Source organism: uncultured Ferrovibrio sp. (assembly GCF_937960835.1).
GTDB lineage: Bacteria > Pseudomonadota > Alphaproteobacteria > Ferrovibrionales > Ferrovibrionaceae > Ferrovibrio.
On record NZ_CALGPC010000006.1, the window covers coordinates 499,282 to 514,536 of the forward strand.

The 15,255-nt window shown below is 62.7% G+C and carries 15 protein-coding genes; 7 read left to right on the forward strand and 8 right to left on the reverse strand.

What is annotated here, in order from left to right; all coding sequences use genetic code 11:
• Positions 1 to 33: 33 nt before the first annotated feature.
• The 3 genes from Q0603_RS06770 to Q0603_RS06780 all read right to left on the reverse strand — a co-directional run bounded on the left by Q0603_RS06770 (position 34) and on the right by Q0603_RS06780 (position 2,831).
• Positions 34 to 300: a hypothetical protein gene (locus tag Q0603_RS06770; protein WP_298723900.1), complete on the reverse strand. Its 267-nt coding sequence runs from the start codon at positions 298 to 300 to the stop codon at positions 34 to 36.
• A 149-nt stretch (positions 301 to 449) separates the two neighbouring features.
• A complete protein-coding gene (locus Q0603_RS06775) occupies positions 450 to 1,874 on the reverse strand; it encodes an FAD-binding oxidoreductase (protein ID WP_298723902.1) in 1,425 nt (474 codons plus the stop codon).
• Between the two features lie 27 nt (positions 1,875 to 1,901).
• Positions 1,902 to 2,831, reverse strand: a complete 930-nt coding sequence (locus tag Q0603_RS06780) for an L-threonylcarbamoyladenylate synthase (RefSeq protein ID WP_298723903.1) — start codon at positions 2,829 to 2,831, stop codon at positions 1,902 to 1,904.
• A 100-nt stretch (positions 2,832 to 2,931) separates the two neighbouring features.
• Between Q0603_RS06780 and Q0603_RS06785 the strand changes: the two genes are divergently transcribed.
• From Q0603_RS06785 to Q0603_RS06795, 3 genes are all read left to right on the forward strand, one after another.
• On the forward strand, positions 2,932 to 4,725 hold the full coding sequence (locus Q0603_RS06785; protein ID WP_298723904.1) for an acyl-CoA dehydrogenase: 1,794 nt from the start codon (positions 2,932 to 2,934) through the stop codon (positions 4,723 to 4,725).
• 197 nt (positions 4,726 to 4,922) lie between these two features.
• Positions 4,923 to 6,026 carry an MBL fold metallo-hydrolase gene (locus Q0603_RS06790; RefSeq protein WP_298723905.1) on the forward strand — a complete coding sequence of 368 codons (1,104 nt, stop codon included), beginning with the start codon at positions 4,923 to 4,925 and terminating at the stop codon, positions 6,024 to 6,026.
• 21 nt (positions 6,027 to 6,047) lie between these two features.
• Entirely contained in the window at positions 6,048 to 6,872 is an 825-nt protein-coding gene (locus tag Q0603_RS06795; RefSeq protein ID WP_298723906.1) for an NAD(P)-dependent oxidoreductase, read from the forward strand.
• A gap of 105 nt (positions 6,873 to 6,977) precedes the next feature.
• Here the strand turns inward: Q0603_RS06795 and Q0603_RS06800 are convergent, their stop codons facing one another.
• Complete coding sequence (locus tag Q0603_RS06800; RefSeq protein WP_298723907.1) at positions 6,978 to 7,622, reverse strand: OmpW family outer membrane protein; 645 nt, start codon at positions 7,620 to 7,622, stop codon at positions 6,978 to 6,980.
• 343 nt (positions 7,623 to 7,965) lie between these two features.
• Between Q0603_RS06800 and Q0603_RS06805 the strand changes: the two genes are divergently transcribed.
• The 3 genes from Q0603_RS06805 (at position 7,966) to Q0603_RS06815 (ending at position 8,797) form a co-directional block, all read left to right on the forward strand.
• Complete coding sequence (locus Q0603_RS06805; RefSeq protein WP_298723909.1) at positions 7,966 to 8,205, forward strand: hypothetical protein; 240 nt, start codon at positions 7,966 to 7,968, stop codon at positions 8,203 to 8,205.
• A gap of 92 nt (positions 8,206 to 8,297) precedes the next feature.
• Positions 8,298 to 8,615, forward strand: coding sequence for a BON domain-containing protein (locus Q0603_RS06810; RefSeq protein ID WP_298723911.1), 318 nt, complete (start codon positions 8,298 to 8,300; stop codon positions 8,613 to 8,615).
• Positions 8,616 to 8,644: 29 nt separating this feature from the next.
• A complete protein-coding gene (locus Q0603_RS06815; RefSeq protein ID WP_298724213.1) occupies positions 8,645 to 8,797 on the forward strand; it encodes a DUF3309 family protein in 153 nt (50 codons plus the stop codon).
• Positions 8,798 to 8,857: 60 nt separating this feature from the next.
• On the opposite strand, the gene Q0603_RS06820 is transcribed toward Q0603_RS06815, so the two are convergent.
• Both Q0603_RS06820 and hemA read right to left on the reverse strand, forming a co-directional pair.
• The gene (locus Q0603_RS06820) at positions 8,858 to 9,346 is read right to left on the reverse strand and encodes a hypothetical protein (RefSeq protein WP_298723913.1); all 489 of its coding nucleotides are present in this window, start codon (positions 9,344 to 9,346) and stop codon (positions 8,858 to 8,860) included.
• 173 nt (positions 9,347 to 9,519) lie between these two features.
• A complete protein-coding gene (hemA, locus tag Q0603_RS06825; RefSeq protein WP_298723915.1) occupies positions 9,520 to 10,734 on the reverse strand; it encodes a 5-aminolevulinate synthase in 1,215 nt (404 codons plus the stop codon).
• 230 nt (positions 10,735 to 10,964) lie between these two features.
• Between hemA and Q0603_RS06830 the strand changes: the two genes are divergently transcribed.
• A complete protein-coding gene (locus tag Q0603_RS06830; RefSeq protein ID WP_298723917.1) occupies positions 10,965 to 11,498 on the forward strand; it encodes a response regulator in 534 nt (177 codons plus the stop codon).
• An 18-nt stretch (positions 11,499 to 11,516) separates the two neighbouring features.
• Here the strand turns inward: Q0603_RS06830 and Q0603_RS06835 are convergent, their stop codons facing one another.
• Both Q0603_RS06835 and Q0603_RS06840 read right to left on the reverse strand, forming a co-directional pair.
• Positions 11,517 to 11,963, reverse strand: a complete 447-nt coding sequence (locus tag Q0603_RS06835; RefSeq protein ID WP_298723919.1) for an Hpt domain-containing protein — start codon at positions 11,961 to 11,963, stop codon at positions 11,517 to 11,519.
• Between the two features lie 103 nt (positions 11,964 to 12,066).
• On the reverse strand, positions 12,067 to 15,210 hold the full coding sequence (locus Q0603_RS06840) for an efflux RND transporter permease subunit (RefSeq protein WP_298723921.1): 3,144 nt from the start codon (positions 15,208 to 15,210) through the stop codon (positions 12,067 to 12,069).
• Positions 15,211 to 15,255 lie beyond the last annotated feature (45 nt).

Here is a 15,255-nt window from a genome sequence, read left to right on the forward strand (position 1 = left end):
CGCTGCGGCGGCAGGAGCGGGAGCCTTCGCCGATCAGCACCGGAATGACGTAGAGCTCGAACCTGTCGAGCGCCTCGACATCGAGAAAACCCAGCCAAAGCTGCCACCACCCAGAAGCCAGACATCGCCGTCCTGGTGCTGCCGCAACTCGGCGGCCAGTGCCGTGAAATCCGCCGGCCGGATTTCCGTCTGCGGCGGCAGATCCGGCAGAGCCTGCAACGTCACCATATAGCTGCGCTTGCCCGCATAGGGCCAGTCACCGCCCATGGCGCGGACGACCTCATAGGTGGTGCGGCCCATCACAACGCTGCTAATCCCGGCAAAGAAATCGGCATCCGAATTGCGCCGGATCGTAATCGTGCAGTCAGTATATGGCGTCGTTCGGCCGCGCAATGAAGCCGTCGATGCCGATTGCCAGATAGGCGCGGAATAAAGGCTTTCGCATTAAATTACGGGCGGATGACTTTGCCGGGATTCATGATGTTGTCAGGATCGAAGGCGCGCTTGATCTTGCGCATCAGTTCGATCTCGACTGGCGATTTGTATTGGGTGATTTCGTCGATCTTCATGCGGCCGACGCCATGCTCGGCTGAGATCGAGCCATTCATCTTGTGCGCGATGTCGTGCACGATCTGGTGCACCTGGTCCCAGTAGGCCATGAATTTCGCCGGTTCCCAGCCCACTGGCTGAGACGGATTGAAATGCACGTTGCCGTCGCCGATATGGCCGAAAGCGACGATGCGCACGCCAGGGATCAGGTCTTCCACCGCTTTCGAGGCCTGCTCGATGAAATCCGGCATCAGAGAGACAGGCACCGAAATATCGGTCTTGATCGAACCGCCTTCCGGCTTCTGTGCGCTGGACATGGCTTCGCGGATCTTCCAGAACGCCGTGCGCTGGGCCTCCGATTGCGCGATGGCGGCATCCAGCACCAGGCCCTTTTCGAAGCCGTCGGCAAGCACGGTTTCCAGCGTCGTGCCGATGCTGCCATCGTCACGGCCGGACGAGAATTCCATCAGCACATACCACGGATACCGTTCGGCCAGCGGATCGGATGTCGCCGGCGTGTGACGCAGCACGTAGTCCAGACCGATGCGCGGCAGCAATTCGAAGCCGGTGACCTGTCCGCCGGAAGCGGTCTTGGCCATTGACAGCAATTCAATGGCGGCTCTGGGGTTCGGCACGGCGCTAAACGCGGTCGCCACCGCCGCCGGTGCCGGATAGAGCTTCAGCACGGCCGCAGTGATGATCCCCAGCGTGCCTTCGCCGCCGATGAACAGATGCTTCAGATCGTAACCGGTATTGTCCTTGCGCAGGCCACGCAGACCGTCCCAGATCTGGCCGTCGGGCAGCACCACCTCCAGGCCAAGGGTGAGATCGCGGGTATTGCCATAGCGCAGCACGGCGTTGCCGCCAGCATTGGTGGAGAGATTGCCGCCGATAGTGCAGCTGCCTTCCGAGCCAATGGACAGCGGGAAGAGCTTGCCCGCTTCACGGGCGGCCTGCTGGATATTCTGCAGAATGCAGCCGGCCTCCACCGTGATCGTGTCGTTCAGCGGATCGATGGCGCGAATGCGGTTCATGCGCTGCAGCGAGACGACGATCTCGTCGCCGCTATCGAAGGGAATGCCGCCGCCCACAAGGCCGGTATTGCCGCCCTGCGGCACCAGCTTGGTCTTGGTGGCACGCGCCAGCTTGACGATGGCAGCCACCTCTTCGGTACTGGCAGGCTTGAGCACCAGCGGCGTACGGCTGGTATAGAGGTCGCGCATCTCGCGCGTATGCAGCGCAAGGGCGTCCGGATCGGAGCTCCAGCCCTTTGGGCCAACGATGTTGCGGAAACGGTCCAGCAGATCGGGTGCAAGTGCGTTCATAGTGACACCAGCTTAATGTTTTCCGCCTCAACGTCCACAGGCGGCGCGGGTAAGGCGATCGTTTATCGCCGCGCCAAGGCCCTGCGAAGGGATCGGCATCACGGCAATGCCTTCAAGGTTCGGGGTCTGATCCAGCGCATGAAGCCCGGCATAAAGCCGCGCGGCGGCTTCGGCCAGATCGCCGGTCTCGCTTAACGGATAGACAGCGGCAAAACCAGGCAGCGCCGGGCCGAAGCTGAGCAGCCCTTCTTTGCCCTGGGCCGCTGTCGCGTTGAGCCGCACCGGCAGGCGGGGGGCATAATGCTTCAGCAGCATGCCGGGCGATTCCAGCTTGGCATTCTGCGGCAGGCCCAGGGGCTCGCCCAGCACGGCCTCGATCTCTTCGGCGGCCAGGCCGCCCGGGCGGAGCAGCAGAGGCTGCGCCCCGGTCAGGCCTATGACGGTGGATTCCAGGCCCACGGGGCAGGGACCGCCATCGAGGATGGCGATCTCCGGCCCGAGGCTGTGGCGCACATGCTGCGCCGTGGTGGGCGAGACATGGCCCGAGCGGTTAGCGGACGGCGCCGCCACGGGGCGGCCGACAAGGCGCAGCAGCTCGCGCGCGACTGGATGCGCTGGCATGCGCAAGGCCAGCGAGGGCAGGCCGGCGGAAACGGCCTCGGCTACCGGGCAGCCCGGCTTGCGGGGCAGGACAAGGGTCAGCGCGCCGGGCCAGAAGGCTTTGGCCAGCTTGTGGGCCCGTTCGTCCGTGAGCACGAGATCGTTTAATTGGCCAATATCGGCGATATGGCTGATCAGCGGATTGAAGCTGGGCCGGCCCTTGGCGCGGAAGATCTTTGCCACTGCCGCCGCGTTGGTCGCATCGGCGGCCAGCCCATAGACCGTCTCGGTCGGGATCGCCACCACCTCGCCGGCCAGGAGCAGCTTCGCGGCCTCTGAAATCGTTACGTCAACCATGGCGGGAAGTCATAACCCGCGCCGCTTGGCCTTGCTAGGCATGCCGGGCCATATTATGCCAAACGCCATTGCAGTGCTTACCGCGTCCAGGGAGACCGAGATGGATTACACCGCCCCCGTCAAGGATATGCGTTTCACGCTCGAGCAGATTGCCGGGCTGGCCGAGCTGAGCGAGCTGCCGGGCCTGGATCATGCCGATGGGGATACCGTGGCGGCCGTGCTGGAAGAGGCGGCGAAGTTCGCCGGTGGCGTGCTGGCGCCGCTCAATCGCGGCGGCGACCAGCAGGGCGCCAAGCTGGACAATGGCGTGGTGCGCACGGCGCCTGGCTTCAAGGATGCCTACAAGCAGTTCTGCGAAGCCGGCTGGAACGGCATGCCCTTCGCCGAGGAATACGGCGGCGGCAACCTGCCCTGGGCCGTCACCATGGCGGCGCAGGAGATGGTGCAGTCGGCCAATCTCGCTTTCTCGCTCTGCCCGCTGCTGACCCAGGGCGCCATCGATGCCATTGAGGCCCATGGCACGGAGGAGCAGAAGAAGCTGTATCTGCCGAAGCTGGTCAGCGGCGAATGGACTGCGACGATGAACCTGACAGAGCCGCATGCGGGTTCGGATGTCGGTGCGCTGAAGTCCAAGGCCGTGCCGGTGGGCGACGGCACCTACAAGATCACCGGCAGCAAGATCTTCATCACCTATGGCGAGCACGACATGACGGAGAATATCGTCCATCTCGTGCTGGCCCGCCTGCCGGACGCGCCGGCCGGCACCAAGGGCATTTCACTGTTCATCGTGCCGAAATTCATCCCCGATGCCGATGGCAAGCCGGGCAAGCGCAACGATCTGCGCTGCGTGTCGCTGGAGCATAAGCTCGGCATCCATGCCAGCCCGACGGCGGTGATGTCCTATGGCGACAACGGCGAATGCATCGGCTGGCTGCTGGGCGCGGAGAACCAGGGCATGCGCTGCATGTTCACCATGATGAACAATGCGCGCCTCAGCGTCGGCTGCCAGGGCCTGGCGATTGCCGAACGCGCCTATCAGCAGGCGCTGGCTTATGCCGAGCAGCGCAAGCAGGGCCGTCATCCCGGCCAGAGCGCCGATCAGCATGTCTCGATCATCGAGCATGCCGATGTGCGCCGCATGTTGATCCTGATGCGCAGCCTGACCGAGGCGGCGCGCGGCCTCATCTATCTGAATGCAGCGGCCATCGACCGCGCGCATCGCCTGCCGGACGAGGCCAAGCGCAAGGAATGGAAGTCGCTGGTCGAGCTGCTCACGCCGCTGAGCAAGGCCTGGGCGACCGATATCGGCTGCGAGGTCGCGTCGCTGGGCGTGCAGATTCATGGCGGCATGGGCTTCATTGAGGAAACCGGCGCGGCGCAGTATTACCGCGATGCACGTATCCTGCCGATCTATGAGGGCACCAACGGTATCCAGGCGATCGATCTCGTTACCCGCAAATTGCCGCTCAATGGCGGCGAAACGGTGAAGGCGCTGTTCGGCCAGATCGGTGCTACCGTGGCCGAGCTGGCCAAGGCCGGCGAAGGTTTTGCTGCTATCCATGGCAATCTGGATGGGGCGCTGAAGTCGCTGACGAAGGCCTCATCCTGGATGGGCCAGCAGCTCGGCGGCAATGTCAATGCCGCGTTGTCGGGCGCCACGCCTTACCTGCGCGCCTTTGCTTCCGTGGTCGGCGGCTGGCTGCTGGCGCGCCAGGCTCTGGCGGCGAAGGCCGAGATCGCCGGAGGCGCGACGGACCCGTATTTCGCCGCGAAGATCGTCTCCGCACGCATCTTCGCCGAGCAGGTGCTGACCGGCGTCGACGGCCTGTGCCGCGCCGCCACCGAGGGCAGCGCCGGTCTGGCGGAAGTGACGCCGGAATTGCTGCGGGCCTAATTTCGCTGAAAACCGGTATCTTCGCCATGCCACGCTTGAAAGCGTGGCATGGCGACGGAACTTTTATTTTCCCCGGCGGCAGGTGACAAAGCCGCCGGACCTACGGCATTTGACCCTTACGTGAACGTCACACTAGACTTTCACTGCTTCCCCAGCCAATCAGGTCAAACAAAGTGTCCGAAGCTTCTGAGAATACCATGGCTGCGCCCGGCATCGACGGCACGCCGACCGCCGATAATGGTGCAAGCCTGCTTTATCCCTTCGCCGATCGCGGCCAGGGCGGCCGGCCCGGCGACGGCGAGACGATGGAAATGCTGCCAGGCGTGTTGTGGCTGCGCATGCCGGTGCCGATTCCGGGCCTCGATTACATCAATCTCTATCTGATCGAGGATGGCGATGGCTGGACGCTGATCGATACCGGCTTCAAATCCTCCAAGCTGCAGACGGTCTGGGAAGAGGTTTTCGCGCGCCATCTGAACGGCAAGCCGATCACCCGCATCCTCTGCACACATTTCCATCCCGATCATCTGGGGCTGGCTGGCTGGCTGCAGGAGCGCTGGAAGGCGCCGCTGTGGATGACGCTTGGCGAATGGAGCTTCGGCCGCATGCTGGAGCTGGAAGCGATCCCCGAGGTGCCCGCCGATGTGATCGAATTCTATCGCCGGCTTGGCTTCACGCCTGAACAGCTGGACGCGATCCGCGCCCGCGGCTTCGGCAATTTCTCCAAGGCGGTGACGCCGATCCCGCGCAGTTTCCGCCGCATCACGGAGGGCGACTGCATCCGCATCGGCACCCATGACTGGCAGGTGATCGTCGGCCGCGGTCATTCGCCCGAGCATGCCTGTCTTTATTCGTCCGGTCTTCAGGTGCTGATTTCCGGCGATCAGGTGCTGCCGCGCATTTCGCCGCATATTGGCGTCTATCCGGGCGAGCCGGAAGCGGCGCCACTGACGCTCTATCTCAGCTCATTGGACAAGTTCGGCCATTTGCCGGCGGAAACGCTGGTACTGCCTTCCCATGGCGATCCCTTCATCGGGCTGCATACCCGCATCGCCATGTTGAGGCGGCACCACCAGGTGCGGCTGGATGCGCTGCTGGGCGCGCTGCACACACCACACACGGCGACCGCGACCTTGCCACTTTTGTTCAAGCGCGACATTGCCGATCATATGACGCTGGCGGCTGGCGAAGCAGTGGCGCATTTGCATCACCTGATGCATGAAGGGCTGGTGACGCGGCGGTTGAACGGCGACGGTGTCTACGAGTATAGCCGCAACGATGTGGCGATGGCCGCGCAATAGGCCATCCAAGGGAGGAATAAAATGACAAGCCTGAAGGGCAAGACGCTTTTCATCACCGGTGCCAGCCGCGGAATCGGTCTGGCGATTGCCAAACGCGCGGCCGCCGATGGTGCCAATATCGCCATTGCGGCGAAGACCACCGAGCCGCATCCGAAGCTGGCCGGTACGATCTACTCGGCGGCGGAGGCCATCGAGAAGGCGGGCGGCAAGGCGCTGCCGCTGGTGGTCGATGTGCGTGACGAGGCGATGGTGGAAGCGGCCGTTCAGAAGACGGTGGACACCTTCGGCGGCATCGACATCCTGGTCAACAATGCGTCAGCGATCAGCCTTACCGGCACCTTGGAAACGCCGATGAAGCGGTATGACCTGATGCATCAGATCAATACGCGCGGCACTTATCTGTGCAGCCAGAAATGCCTGCCGCATCTGCTGAAGGGGGAAAATCCGCATATCCTCAACCTTTCGCCACCGCTGAACATGGAGGAGCGCTGGTTTGCGCCGCATGTCGCCTATACGATGGCGAAATTCGGCATGAGCATGTGCGTGCTGGGCATGGCTGGCGAGTTTCGCGACAAGGGCGTTGCAGTGAACGCGCTCTGGCCGCGCACGGCCATCGATACCGATGCGATGAATGTCATCACCGGGCCGGATTTCCGCCGCCGCTGCCGCAAGCCGGAGATCATGGCGGATGCGGCTTACATCATCCTGACCAAGCCAAGCCGCGAGTGCACGGGCAATTTCTTCATCGATGACGAGGTTCTTGCCTCGGCCGGCGTGACGGATCTGTCCAAGTACCGCCATGAAGGCGTGGCTGAGAAGGATCTGGTGCCGGACTTCTTCGTCTAAAAGAAGACGCGGCACAAAAGAAAACGCCCCCGCCTGTGCCGGGCGGGGGCGTTAGAGTATCCGGATCGCGGGGTGGGAGGCGATCCGGATACTCGATCGGCAAAATTAGAACTTGTAGCCGACGCCGACACCGACCACCCACGGGTCGATGTCCACATCCGCCTTTACCGAGGTGCCGAGCGCGCCGACCTTCACGTCGGTGTTGATGAAGATCTTCTTCACGTCGGCGTTGAGGTACCAGTTGCCGCCGATGTTGTAGTCGACGCCCGCCTGCAGGGCGAAGCCCCAGGCGTTGTCGTAATGGATGCTGTCAGCAGCGCCGTCCTTGGCGTTGTAGAACATCGCATAGGTCACGCCAGCGCCCACATAGGGGCTGAAGGCCGACTTCGGCATGAAGTGATACTGCGCCGTCAGGGTCGGCGGCAGCAGCCAAACGCTGCCGAGGTCGAGGTTGCCGGCCGCGGTGCCTTTGGCATCGACGTTGTGCTTGGTGGTCGCCGCAATCAGCTCAAGCGCGATGTTGTCGGTGATGAAGTACGAGAAATCGACTTCCGGCACCCAGGCGTTATCGATCTTGGCTTCGCCGCCAATCGTGCTGATGCTGGAATCTTCTTGAGGAATGACGCCGATCATACGGCCGCGAACCATGATGTCGCCGGCGGACTTGCCCTGTTGAGCCAGGGCATCGGCGCCAAAGCCCAGCAGCATCGCCGTCGCGGCTGCCGCAGCCAGGAGTTTGTTCTTGGACATGTGTCTTACTCTCTCCGCTTCATAAGTTGAACGCCGCATGGCGGCGTGACAGGCCGGGTCTGGGAAATCGCGACCAGTTGGCATCATGCCCAGAGGACGGAAAGCATCCTTGATCGAGATCAAATGATGGCGAAGTCGTGGCGGACGGTTGATACCGACTCGCTATCGCCATCATTGCTCCGCAGGTTTGGCTAAATCCTGCAAATACGAGAAAGCGCCGATTTCCGAGCGGAACAGGACGTCCCGTGGCGTGTTGGGACAAGCATCAAGGAGGTCAAACTCTGGCCATCCGTTCTGCAAGGAGGCGACTATGAGAAAGACCACAATTATGAGAAAGACCACAATGAAATATCTGACCGGCGCTGCCGCACTGGCTGCGGTCCTCACGCTGGGCGCCTGCGGCAATACCACACAGGATCGGGCCCTTTCTGGCGGCGCCATCGGTGCGGGCGCAGGCGCCCTGGGCGGCGCTGCGGTCGGCCATCCGGTGGGCGGCGCGATTCTGGGCGGTGCCGCCGGCGCCGCCACCGGCGCCTTCACTGACGACGATCAGATCAATCTTGGTAAGCCCTGGTGGCGCTGACGCCATGCAGGCTGCTAAGCGGCCGGTGCGGATCAACGCACCGGCCGTTTCTTTCCGTTTGGCTTGTAACGTAACGACATGAGGAGAGGATCATGCTGAACGTTTTCCGCAGTCTTGTTGTAGTCATGGCGTTGGGAGGCACGGCGATTGGTTGTGCCCAGACCTCAACGCGGGAATCCACCGGTGAATATATCGACTCGGCCACGATCACCACGAAGGTGAAGGCAGCCCTGGTGCAGGATGAAACCACCAAGGCGCGCCAGATCAGCGTCGAGACCTTCCGCGACGTCGTGCAGCTGAGCGGCTTCGTTGACTCGGCGACCGAGAAAGCGCGGGCCGAGCAGATCGCACGCGGAGTCGAGGGTGTTCGCGCCGTCCGCAACGATCTGATTGTCCGCACCCGCCAGTAAGTTGAACAGCGGAGGGCAATCAGTTGGGCTTGGGCACCATCCTGCTCATCATCCTCGTTTTGATCCTGATCGGCGCCTTGCCGAGTTGGCCCTATAGCCGTGGCTGGGGCTACTACCCCAGCGGCGGCCTGGGACTGATCCTGATCATCGTTCTGATTCTGGTTCTAATGGGGCGCATCTAGCGCCCCATTTTTTGTGCTGGTTTGCCCTGTCCTTTGTGTTGGTTTGCTCTGTCGCGAAGGCTAGTGCGTGAAGAGGTCGATCTTGTGGCGGCCGCCTTCGGGGTCGTCTTCGTCGCGCTCGACGCCGATCACCACCACATCATGGCGGACCGACAATCCCGGCAAATAAGACAGCAGGTAGACGTGGGCATGGACCGCCTTGGCCGGACCGTCGAAGGCAATGCCTAAAGCTACCATCCGGCAGTCCAGGCAGAAGCCGGCTTTGTAGTAATCCTGGCTGGCTGCCATGTCGTGGAACAGGATGCCGGTATTATGCTCGCGGGCGGCCTGGCGGATCTGATCCAGCGTCATATCCTGACCATCGGTGCGAAAGGGGCGGCCACGATTCTGGAAAAAGGTCCAGGCCAGCAACAGCGCGGCGCGGGTCTTGCCGCCGCCTGCGGGGCCGCTGACATAGACGAATTGGGGGACATCCAGCCGCGGGCGGATGAGCTCTATCTGCTCGAGAGAGAACCCGAAATCGGGCAGCGTCTGGATATGGGGAGCCATGGATGACCGGTGCCTGTTCTCGCCGCGTCTACTAATGTAGATAGTAACTTAAGATTGATTTAACCAGTGTGCGAAGGCATGGCGCGGCGCTGGGCGGTTCATACGTCCAGCAGCGCGACCCTGCCCAGGCCGGGCGGAATACGCGAAGAAAGTTGTAGGCTGTCTCGGTCTCTTTAAGCCGCCTGACGCCGCAGGCCCAGTCGCTCCCAGACATCCAGCAAGGCAGCCGTCAGGGCCTGCATCATGGCGTCAGTATGCACCGGGGTCGGCGTGATGCGCAGACGCTCGGTGCCGCGCGGCACGGTCGGATAATTGATCGGCTGGATATAGATGCCGTGGTCGCTCAGCAGCAGGTCGGAAGCGGCCTTGCACAGTGCTGGGTCGCCCACCATGACCGGAACGATATGGCTCTGGTTCACCAGCACCGGCAGGCCGGCATTGAGCAGCATGCGCCGCAGCGTGGCGGCACGCTCCTGGTGACGGGCGCGCTCGACTTGGCTGACCTTCAGATATCGCACGCTCGCGGCTGCCGCCGCAGCGACGGCCGGCGGCATGGCGGTGGAGAAGATGAAGCCGGGCGCGTAGGAGCGCACCGCGTCGACGATGGTCTTGGAGGCGGCGATATAGCCGCCGACCACGCCGAAAGCCTTGCCGAGCGTGCCTTGGATGACGTGCAGGCGATGCATGGCATTGTCGCGATCGGCGATCCCGCCGCCGCGATTGCCATAGAGGCCGACCGCGTGGACCTCGTCGAGATAGGTCATGGCGTTGTACTTGTCGGCCAGATCGCAGATCGCATGGATGGGGGAGATATCGCCATCCATCGAATAGACGCTCTCAAAAGCGATCAGCTTCGGCCGGTCCAGCGGCTGCGCCTTGAGCAGCTCTTCCAGATGGGCGAGGTCATTGTGCCGGAAGATATGCCGCTCGACACCCGATTGGCGGATGCCCTCGATCATCGAGTTGTGGTTGTCGGCATCCGAGAGGATGACGCAATTCGGCAGCAGCTTGGCGAGCGTCGAAAGGGAAGTCTGGTTGGCGATATAGCCCGACATGAAAGCCAAAGCGGCCTCCTTGCCATGCAGGTCGGCGAGTTCGCGCTCCAGTTCGACGATGGCGTGGCTGTTGCCCGAGATGTTGCGGGTGCCGCCGGCGCCGGCGCCGTATTCCGCCGCCGCCTCCTGCATGGCTTCGATCACGACCGGATGCTGGCCCATCGCCAGGTAGTCGTTCGAGCACCACATGGTGATCTTGGCTGGACCGATGCCGCTGAAATTGTCGGCGACCGGGAAGCTGCCGCAATTGCGCGCGACTTCCGTGAAGACGCGATAGCGCTTTTCCGCATGCAGTTTGTCGACCGCTTGGCCGAAGAGGGCTTCGTAATCCATGGGGCACTTGCCTGCTCGGACCGGCAGCCGCCTCAGGCGGCCGTCGGCGTAGAAATTCACTTGCTGGGTCTTCATATTAGCGCCCACACCATACCGCTGGCTAGGGGGGCGGGGCAGGCAAGGGCGCGACGAGCGGTCGCAGGAGAAGCCCTTTTCACCCCGTCCGGCCCCTTCCGAACGGCCGGTTACGGTGCAATAGAAGCTGGTTCAGTAAATGCCGCGAGAGCCCAATGGTCTATGACCTGAGTCAAATCCATGTGCTGGTCGTGGACCAGGATGACCATGTGACAAGCACCTGGCGCTGGCTGCTGGAGGGGCTGGGCGTGGCGCGCTGGCAGCATGTGCCGGACGCCGCGGCGGCCTGGAAGGTGCTATGCGCACATGGGATCAGGAGCGGCAGGGACAGGGTCGACGCCCTGATCTGCCGCTGGGAGTTGCCTGCCGCCGAAGGCGATCTGTCGGATGGCCTCGACCTGATCCGCCGCCTGCGCAACGAGCCAGCTTCGCCGAATCCCTTCCTGCCGGCAATCATCGTCACCGCAACGATCACGCGTGAACGCGTGCGCGAGGCGCTGGATGCGGGTGTCAACGAGCTGCTGGTGCTGCCGCTTTCGGCCAAATCGCTGGAGATTCGGCTGCGCGAAGTGATCGACAAACCGCGCAAATTCGTGCGCGGCGGCGGTTATTTCGGTCCGGATCGCCGCCGTTTCACCCGGCCTGATTATCCGGGGCCGTTCCGGCGCGCCGAGGACGCTGAGGAATAGTGCTCTGGCGGGCTTTGCTTAGCCGAGGCTTTTGGCTGCCGCGTCTTTCAGCGCGCGGAGAATCTCGCGGCCCATATCGCCGGCATCGCCCTGAATGCGGTTGTCGATGACGGTGCGCAAGGCCGTGACATGGGCGTCAACCACCGTGCGGTCGTATTGCTGCCGCTTCGATGCTTCGTCCACGTAGCGACACAGCAGATGGGCGATCTCGGTCACCAGCCGATAGCCGAAAGTGGAACCTTGTCCCTTGATGTCGTGGGCGACGTCATAAACATTTCGCAGCGTCGCGGCGTCTTGGCTGTCGCGCACGGCGGCGATAGCGGTATCGAGGCGCTGCAGGTCCTCGGTCACCCATCCGATATACTTGTCCGATAGTCCGGCGACGGCCGCCTGCGCGTTGGCAACCGCTGCCTCGAAGGCGCGATTCTCGGTCTCGTCGCCACCGCCGTTTTTCCGGCTCGTCATCTGTTATCCCTTCGCCTCTCAAGGGGTGATGCATCAAATCACGCGCCCGACGCCGTGGTCAGGTTATCAAACGATAACCTATCCCTTTGCAGGGGCGGCAAGCCTATTCCGCTGCAGCCTTGCTGCCGTCACGGGCATCGACATTTGGCTGCTTCTCCAGTTCGCTCAGCTTGCGGGCGATGTAACCCGTGGGCTTGGTGTAGCGGGCCAACAGATTGTACAGCACCGGCACGACGAACAGGCTGAGCAGGGTGGCAAAGGACATGCCGCCGACAATCACCCAGCCAAGCGCGGAGCGCGATTCTGCCCCGGCACCGCTGGCAAAGGCGAGCGGCCAGGCGCCGAAGATGGTGGCGATGGAGGTCATCAGGATCGGACGCAGGCGGATGATGGAGGCTCCGGTCACCGCATCGAGAATACTGCGGCCATCGTCGCGCAATTGATTGGCGAACTCCACGATCAGAATGGCGTTCTTGGCGATCAGGCCGATCAGCATGACGATACCGATCTGGCTGTAGACATTCAGCGACTGCCCCGTCAGCAAAAGTGCGCCGAGCGCGCCGGTCACCGCCAGAGGAACCGAGAAGATGATAATGGTGGGGTGGATCCAGCTTTCGAACTGTGCAGCCAGAACCAGGAAGACGATGATCAGCGCCAGAGCGAAGGTGACGTAAATCGCCGCCGAGGATTCCCTGAATTCGCGGCTTTGGCCGCCATAGGAGATGCGCGCCTCGGGCGGCAGAACCTCGGCTGCAACGCCTTCCAGATACTCCAGTGCCTCTCCCAGCGTATAGCCAGGCGCAAGCGAGGCGGTGATGGTGACCGAGCGCAGCCGGTCGGTGCGCGGCAATTCACGTGCGCTGGCGGCTTCCTTCATGGTGACGAGGCTGGCCAGCGGCACCAGCCGGCCATTCTGTCCCCCGGCGCGCACGTAGATATTGTTCAGATCGTTCGGCGTGACTCGCTGCTCGGCCTTGGCCTGAACCAGCACCTTGTACTGCTTGCCGTCGCGCTGGAAGTTCGTGACCTCGCGCGAGCCCAGCATGGTTTCCAGGGTGCGGCCGATGGTTTCCACCGGCACGCCTAGATCGGCGGCGCGGTTGCGATCGATCTGCACCTGGATTTCAGGTCGGGTCGGAAGATAGCTCTTGTTGACGTTCAGAAGATTCGGATTCTGCAGAGCACGCTCGATGACACGTTCGGACCATTCGTCCAGCAGCGGATAGGTCGGACCGCCGATGATGAACTGCACCGGTGCCTGGCTGCCAGGCAGGCCGAGGCTGGGTGGATTGATCGCAAAGGCGCGCACGCCGGTGATGCTCAGCAGCTTCGGAAAGACGTCCTTGACGATGTCCTGGCTTTTCACCGAGCGCTCGGACCAGTCGCGCAGGCGGATCACCATGAAGGCGGAGTTTGCCGGCGAGGGGCGGCCGCCCCAGGCCGGGGCAATGAAGGACTGAATGACACTGGCGGTACCGTTTTCGATATAGGGCTTTAGCGCCTCTTCGACTTTGATGACGTTGCTGCGGGTATATTCGTAGCTGGAGCCTTCCGGGGCCGTGATCTGGACGAAGAAGACGCCACGATCCTCGATCGGCGCAAATTCGCGGGGCAGGCTGACGAACATCAGGTAGGCGACGACCGAGACCACGCCGCCGATGAGCAGCACCAGCAGCGGAGCGGCCAGCGCCCGCCGCAGCAGCCAGCCATAGGCATTGGCCATGCCGGTAAAGAATTTCTCGGTGACGCGGTAGAACCAGCTCTCTTCCTTGGTCTCATGCAGCAGCTTGGAGCACATCATCGGCGTCAGGGTCAGCGCGACAAAGCCGGAGAATAACACTGCGGCGGCGACTGAGATGCCGAATTCGCGGAACAGCCTTCCGGTATTGCCTTCCATCAGCGAGATCGGCACGAAAACGGCAATCAGGACGATGGTGGTGGCGATCACGGCGAAACCGATCTGCCGTGCACCCCGCAGCGAAGCCAGCAGCGGCGGCTCGCCCAGTTCGATGCGGCGATGGATATTCTCCAGCACCACGATGGCGTCATCGACCACGAGGCCGATGGCAAGCACTAGCGCTAAAAGTGTGAGTACATTGATTGAATAGCCCAGCGCGCCGATGACGATGAAGGATCCAATCACCGAGACCGGGATCGCGATGGCGGGGATCAGCGTGGCACGCCAGGAACGCAGGAACAGAAAGATCACGCCGATCACCAGACCAAGCGCAACCATCAGGGCATGGAACACCTCGTAGATCGACTGGCTGATGAATTTCGACTGGTCATAGGCGATTTCCATCTTGACGCCGGCAGGCAGGCTGCCCTGCAGCCGCTCCACTGCCTTGGTGACGCCCTGAGAGATTTCCATCGCGTTGGATTTCGACTGGCGGATGATACCGAGGCCGATGGCGGTGACGCCGTTGACCCGCTGCTCGGTGCGGTCATCCTCGGCGCCCAGTTCCACTTGCGCGACCTCGCCCAGACGCAGCAGATAGCCGTCCTGCTCGCGCAGCACGATGTCGCGGAATTGCTGCGCGGTGCGCAGGCCGGAATCAGTGCGCACGGTGAATTCGCGCATGCTGCTTTCGACGCGGCCGGAGGGCAGTTCGACATTCTGGCGGCGGATCGCGTCCTCGACGTCCTGCACGGTGATATTGCGGGCCGCCATCGCCATGCGGTCGAGGTAGACGCGCATGGAATAGCGCCGCGCGCCGTAGATGTTGACCGAGGCGACGCCATCGATGATCGACAGCTGGTCGACCAGATAGCGGTCGGCGTAATCGGTCAGCTCCAGCAGCGACAGCCGGTCGCTGGACATCGAGATGTAGATGATCGGCCGCGCATCGGCCTCGGTCTTGGCAATCGTCGGCTGGTCGGCCTCGTCGGGCAGGCGCGTCAGGACGCGGCTGACCTTGTCGCGGACGTCATTGGCGGCATCGTCCACGTCGCGGGTGAGGTTGAACTCGATGCTGATCGAGCTGGATTCTTCGCGGCTGGTGGAAGTAATCGAGCGGATGCCTTCGATGCCGGCGACCGAATCTTCGATGATCTGGGTGATCTTGCTTTCGATGATCTCGGCCGAGGCGCCGCGATAGATCGTGGTAACGCTCACCGCCGGCGGATCGATGTCGGGATATTCGCGCACGGACATGCCGCGCAGCGCGAACAGGCCGAAGATGATCAGCACCAGCGAGATGACGGTTGCGAAAACCGGGCGCTTGATCGAGACATCCGACAGAACCATGGGGCTTCCCCGGCCGTTTGCGGCCTATTCAGTTCTTGCGATCGC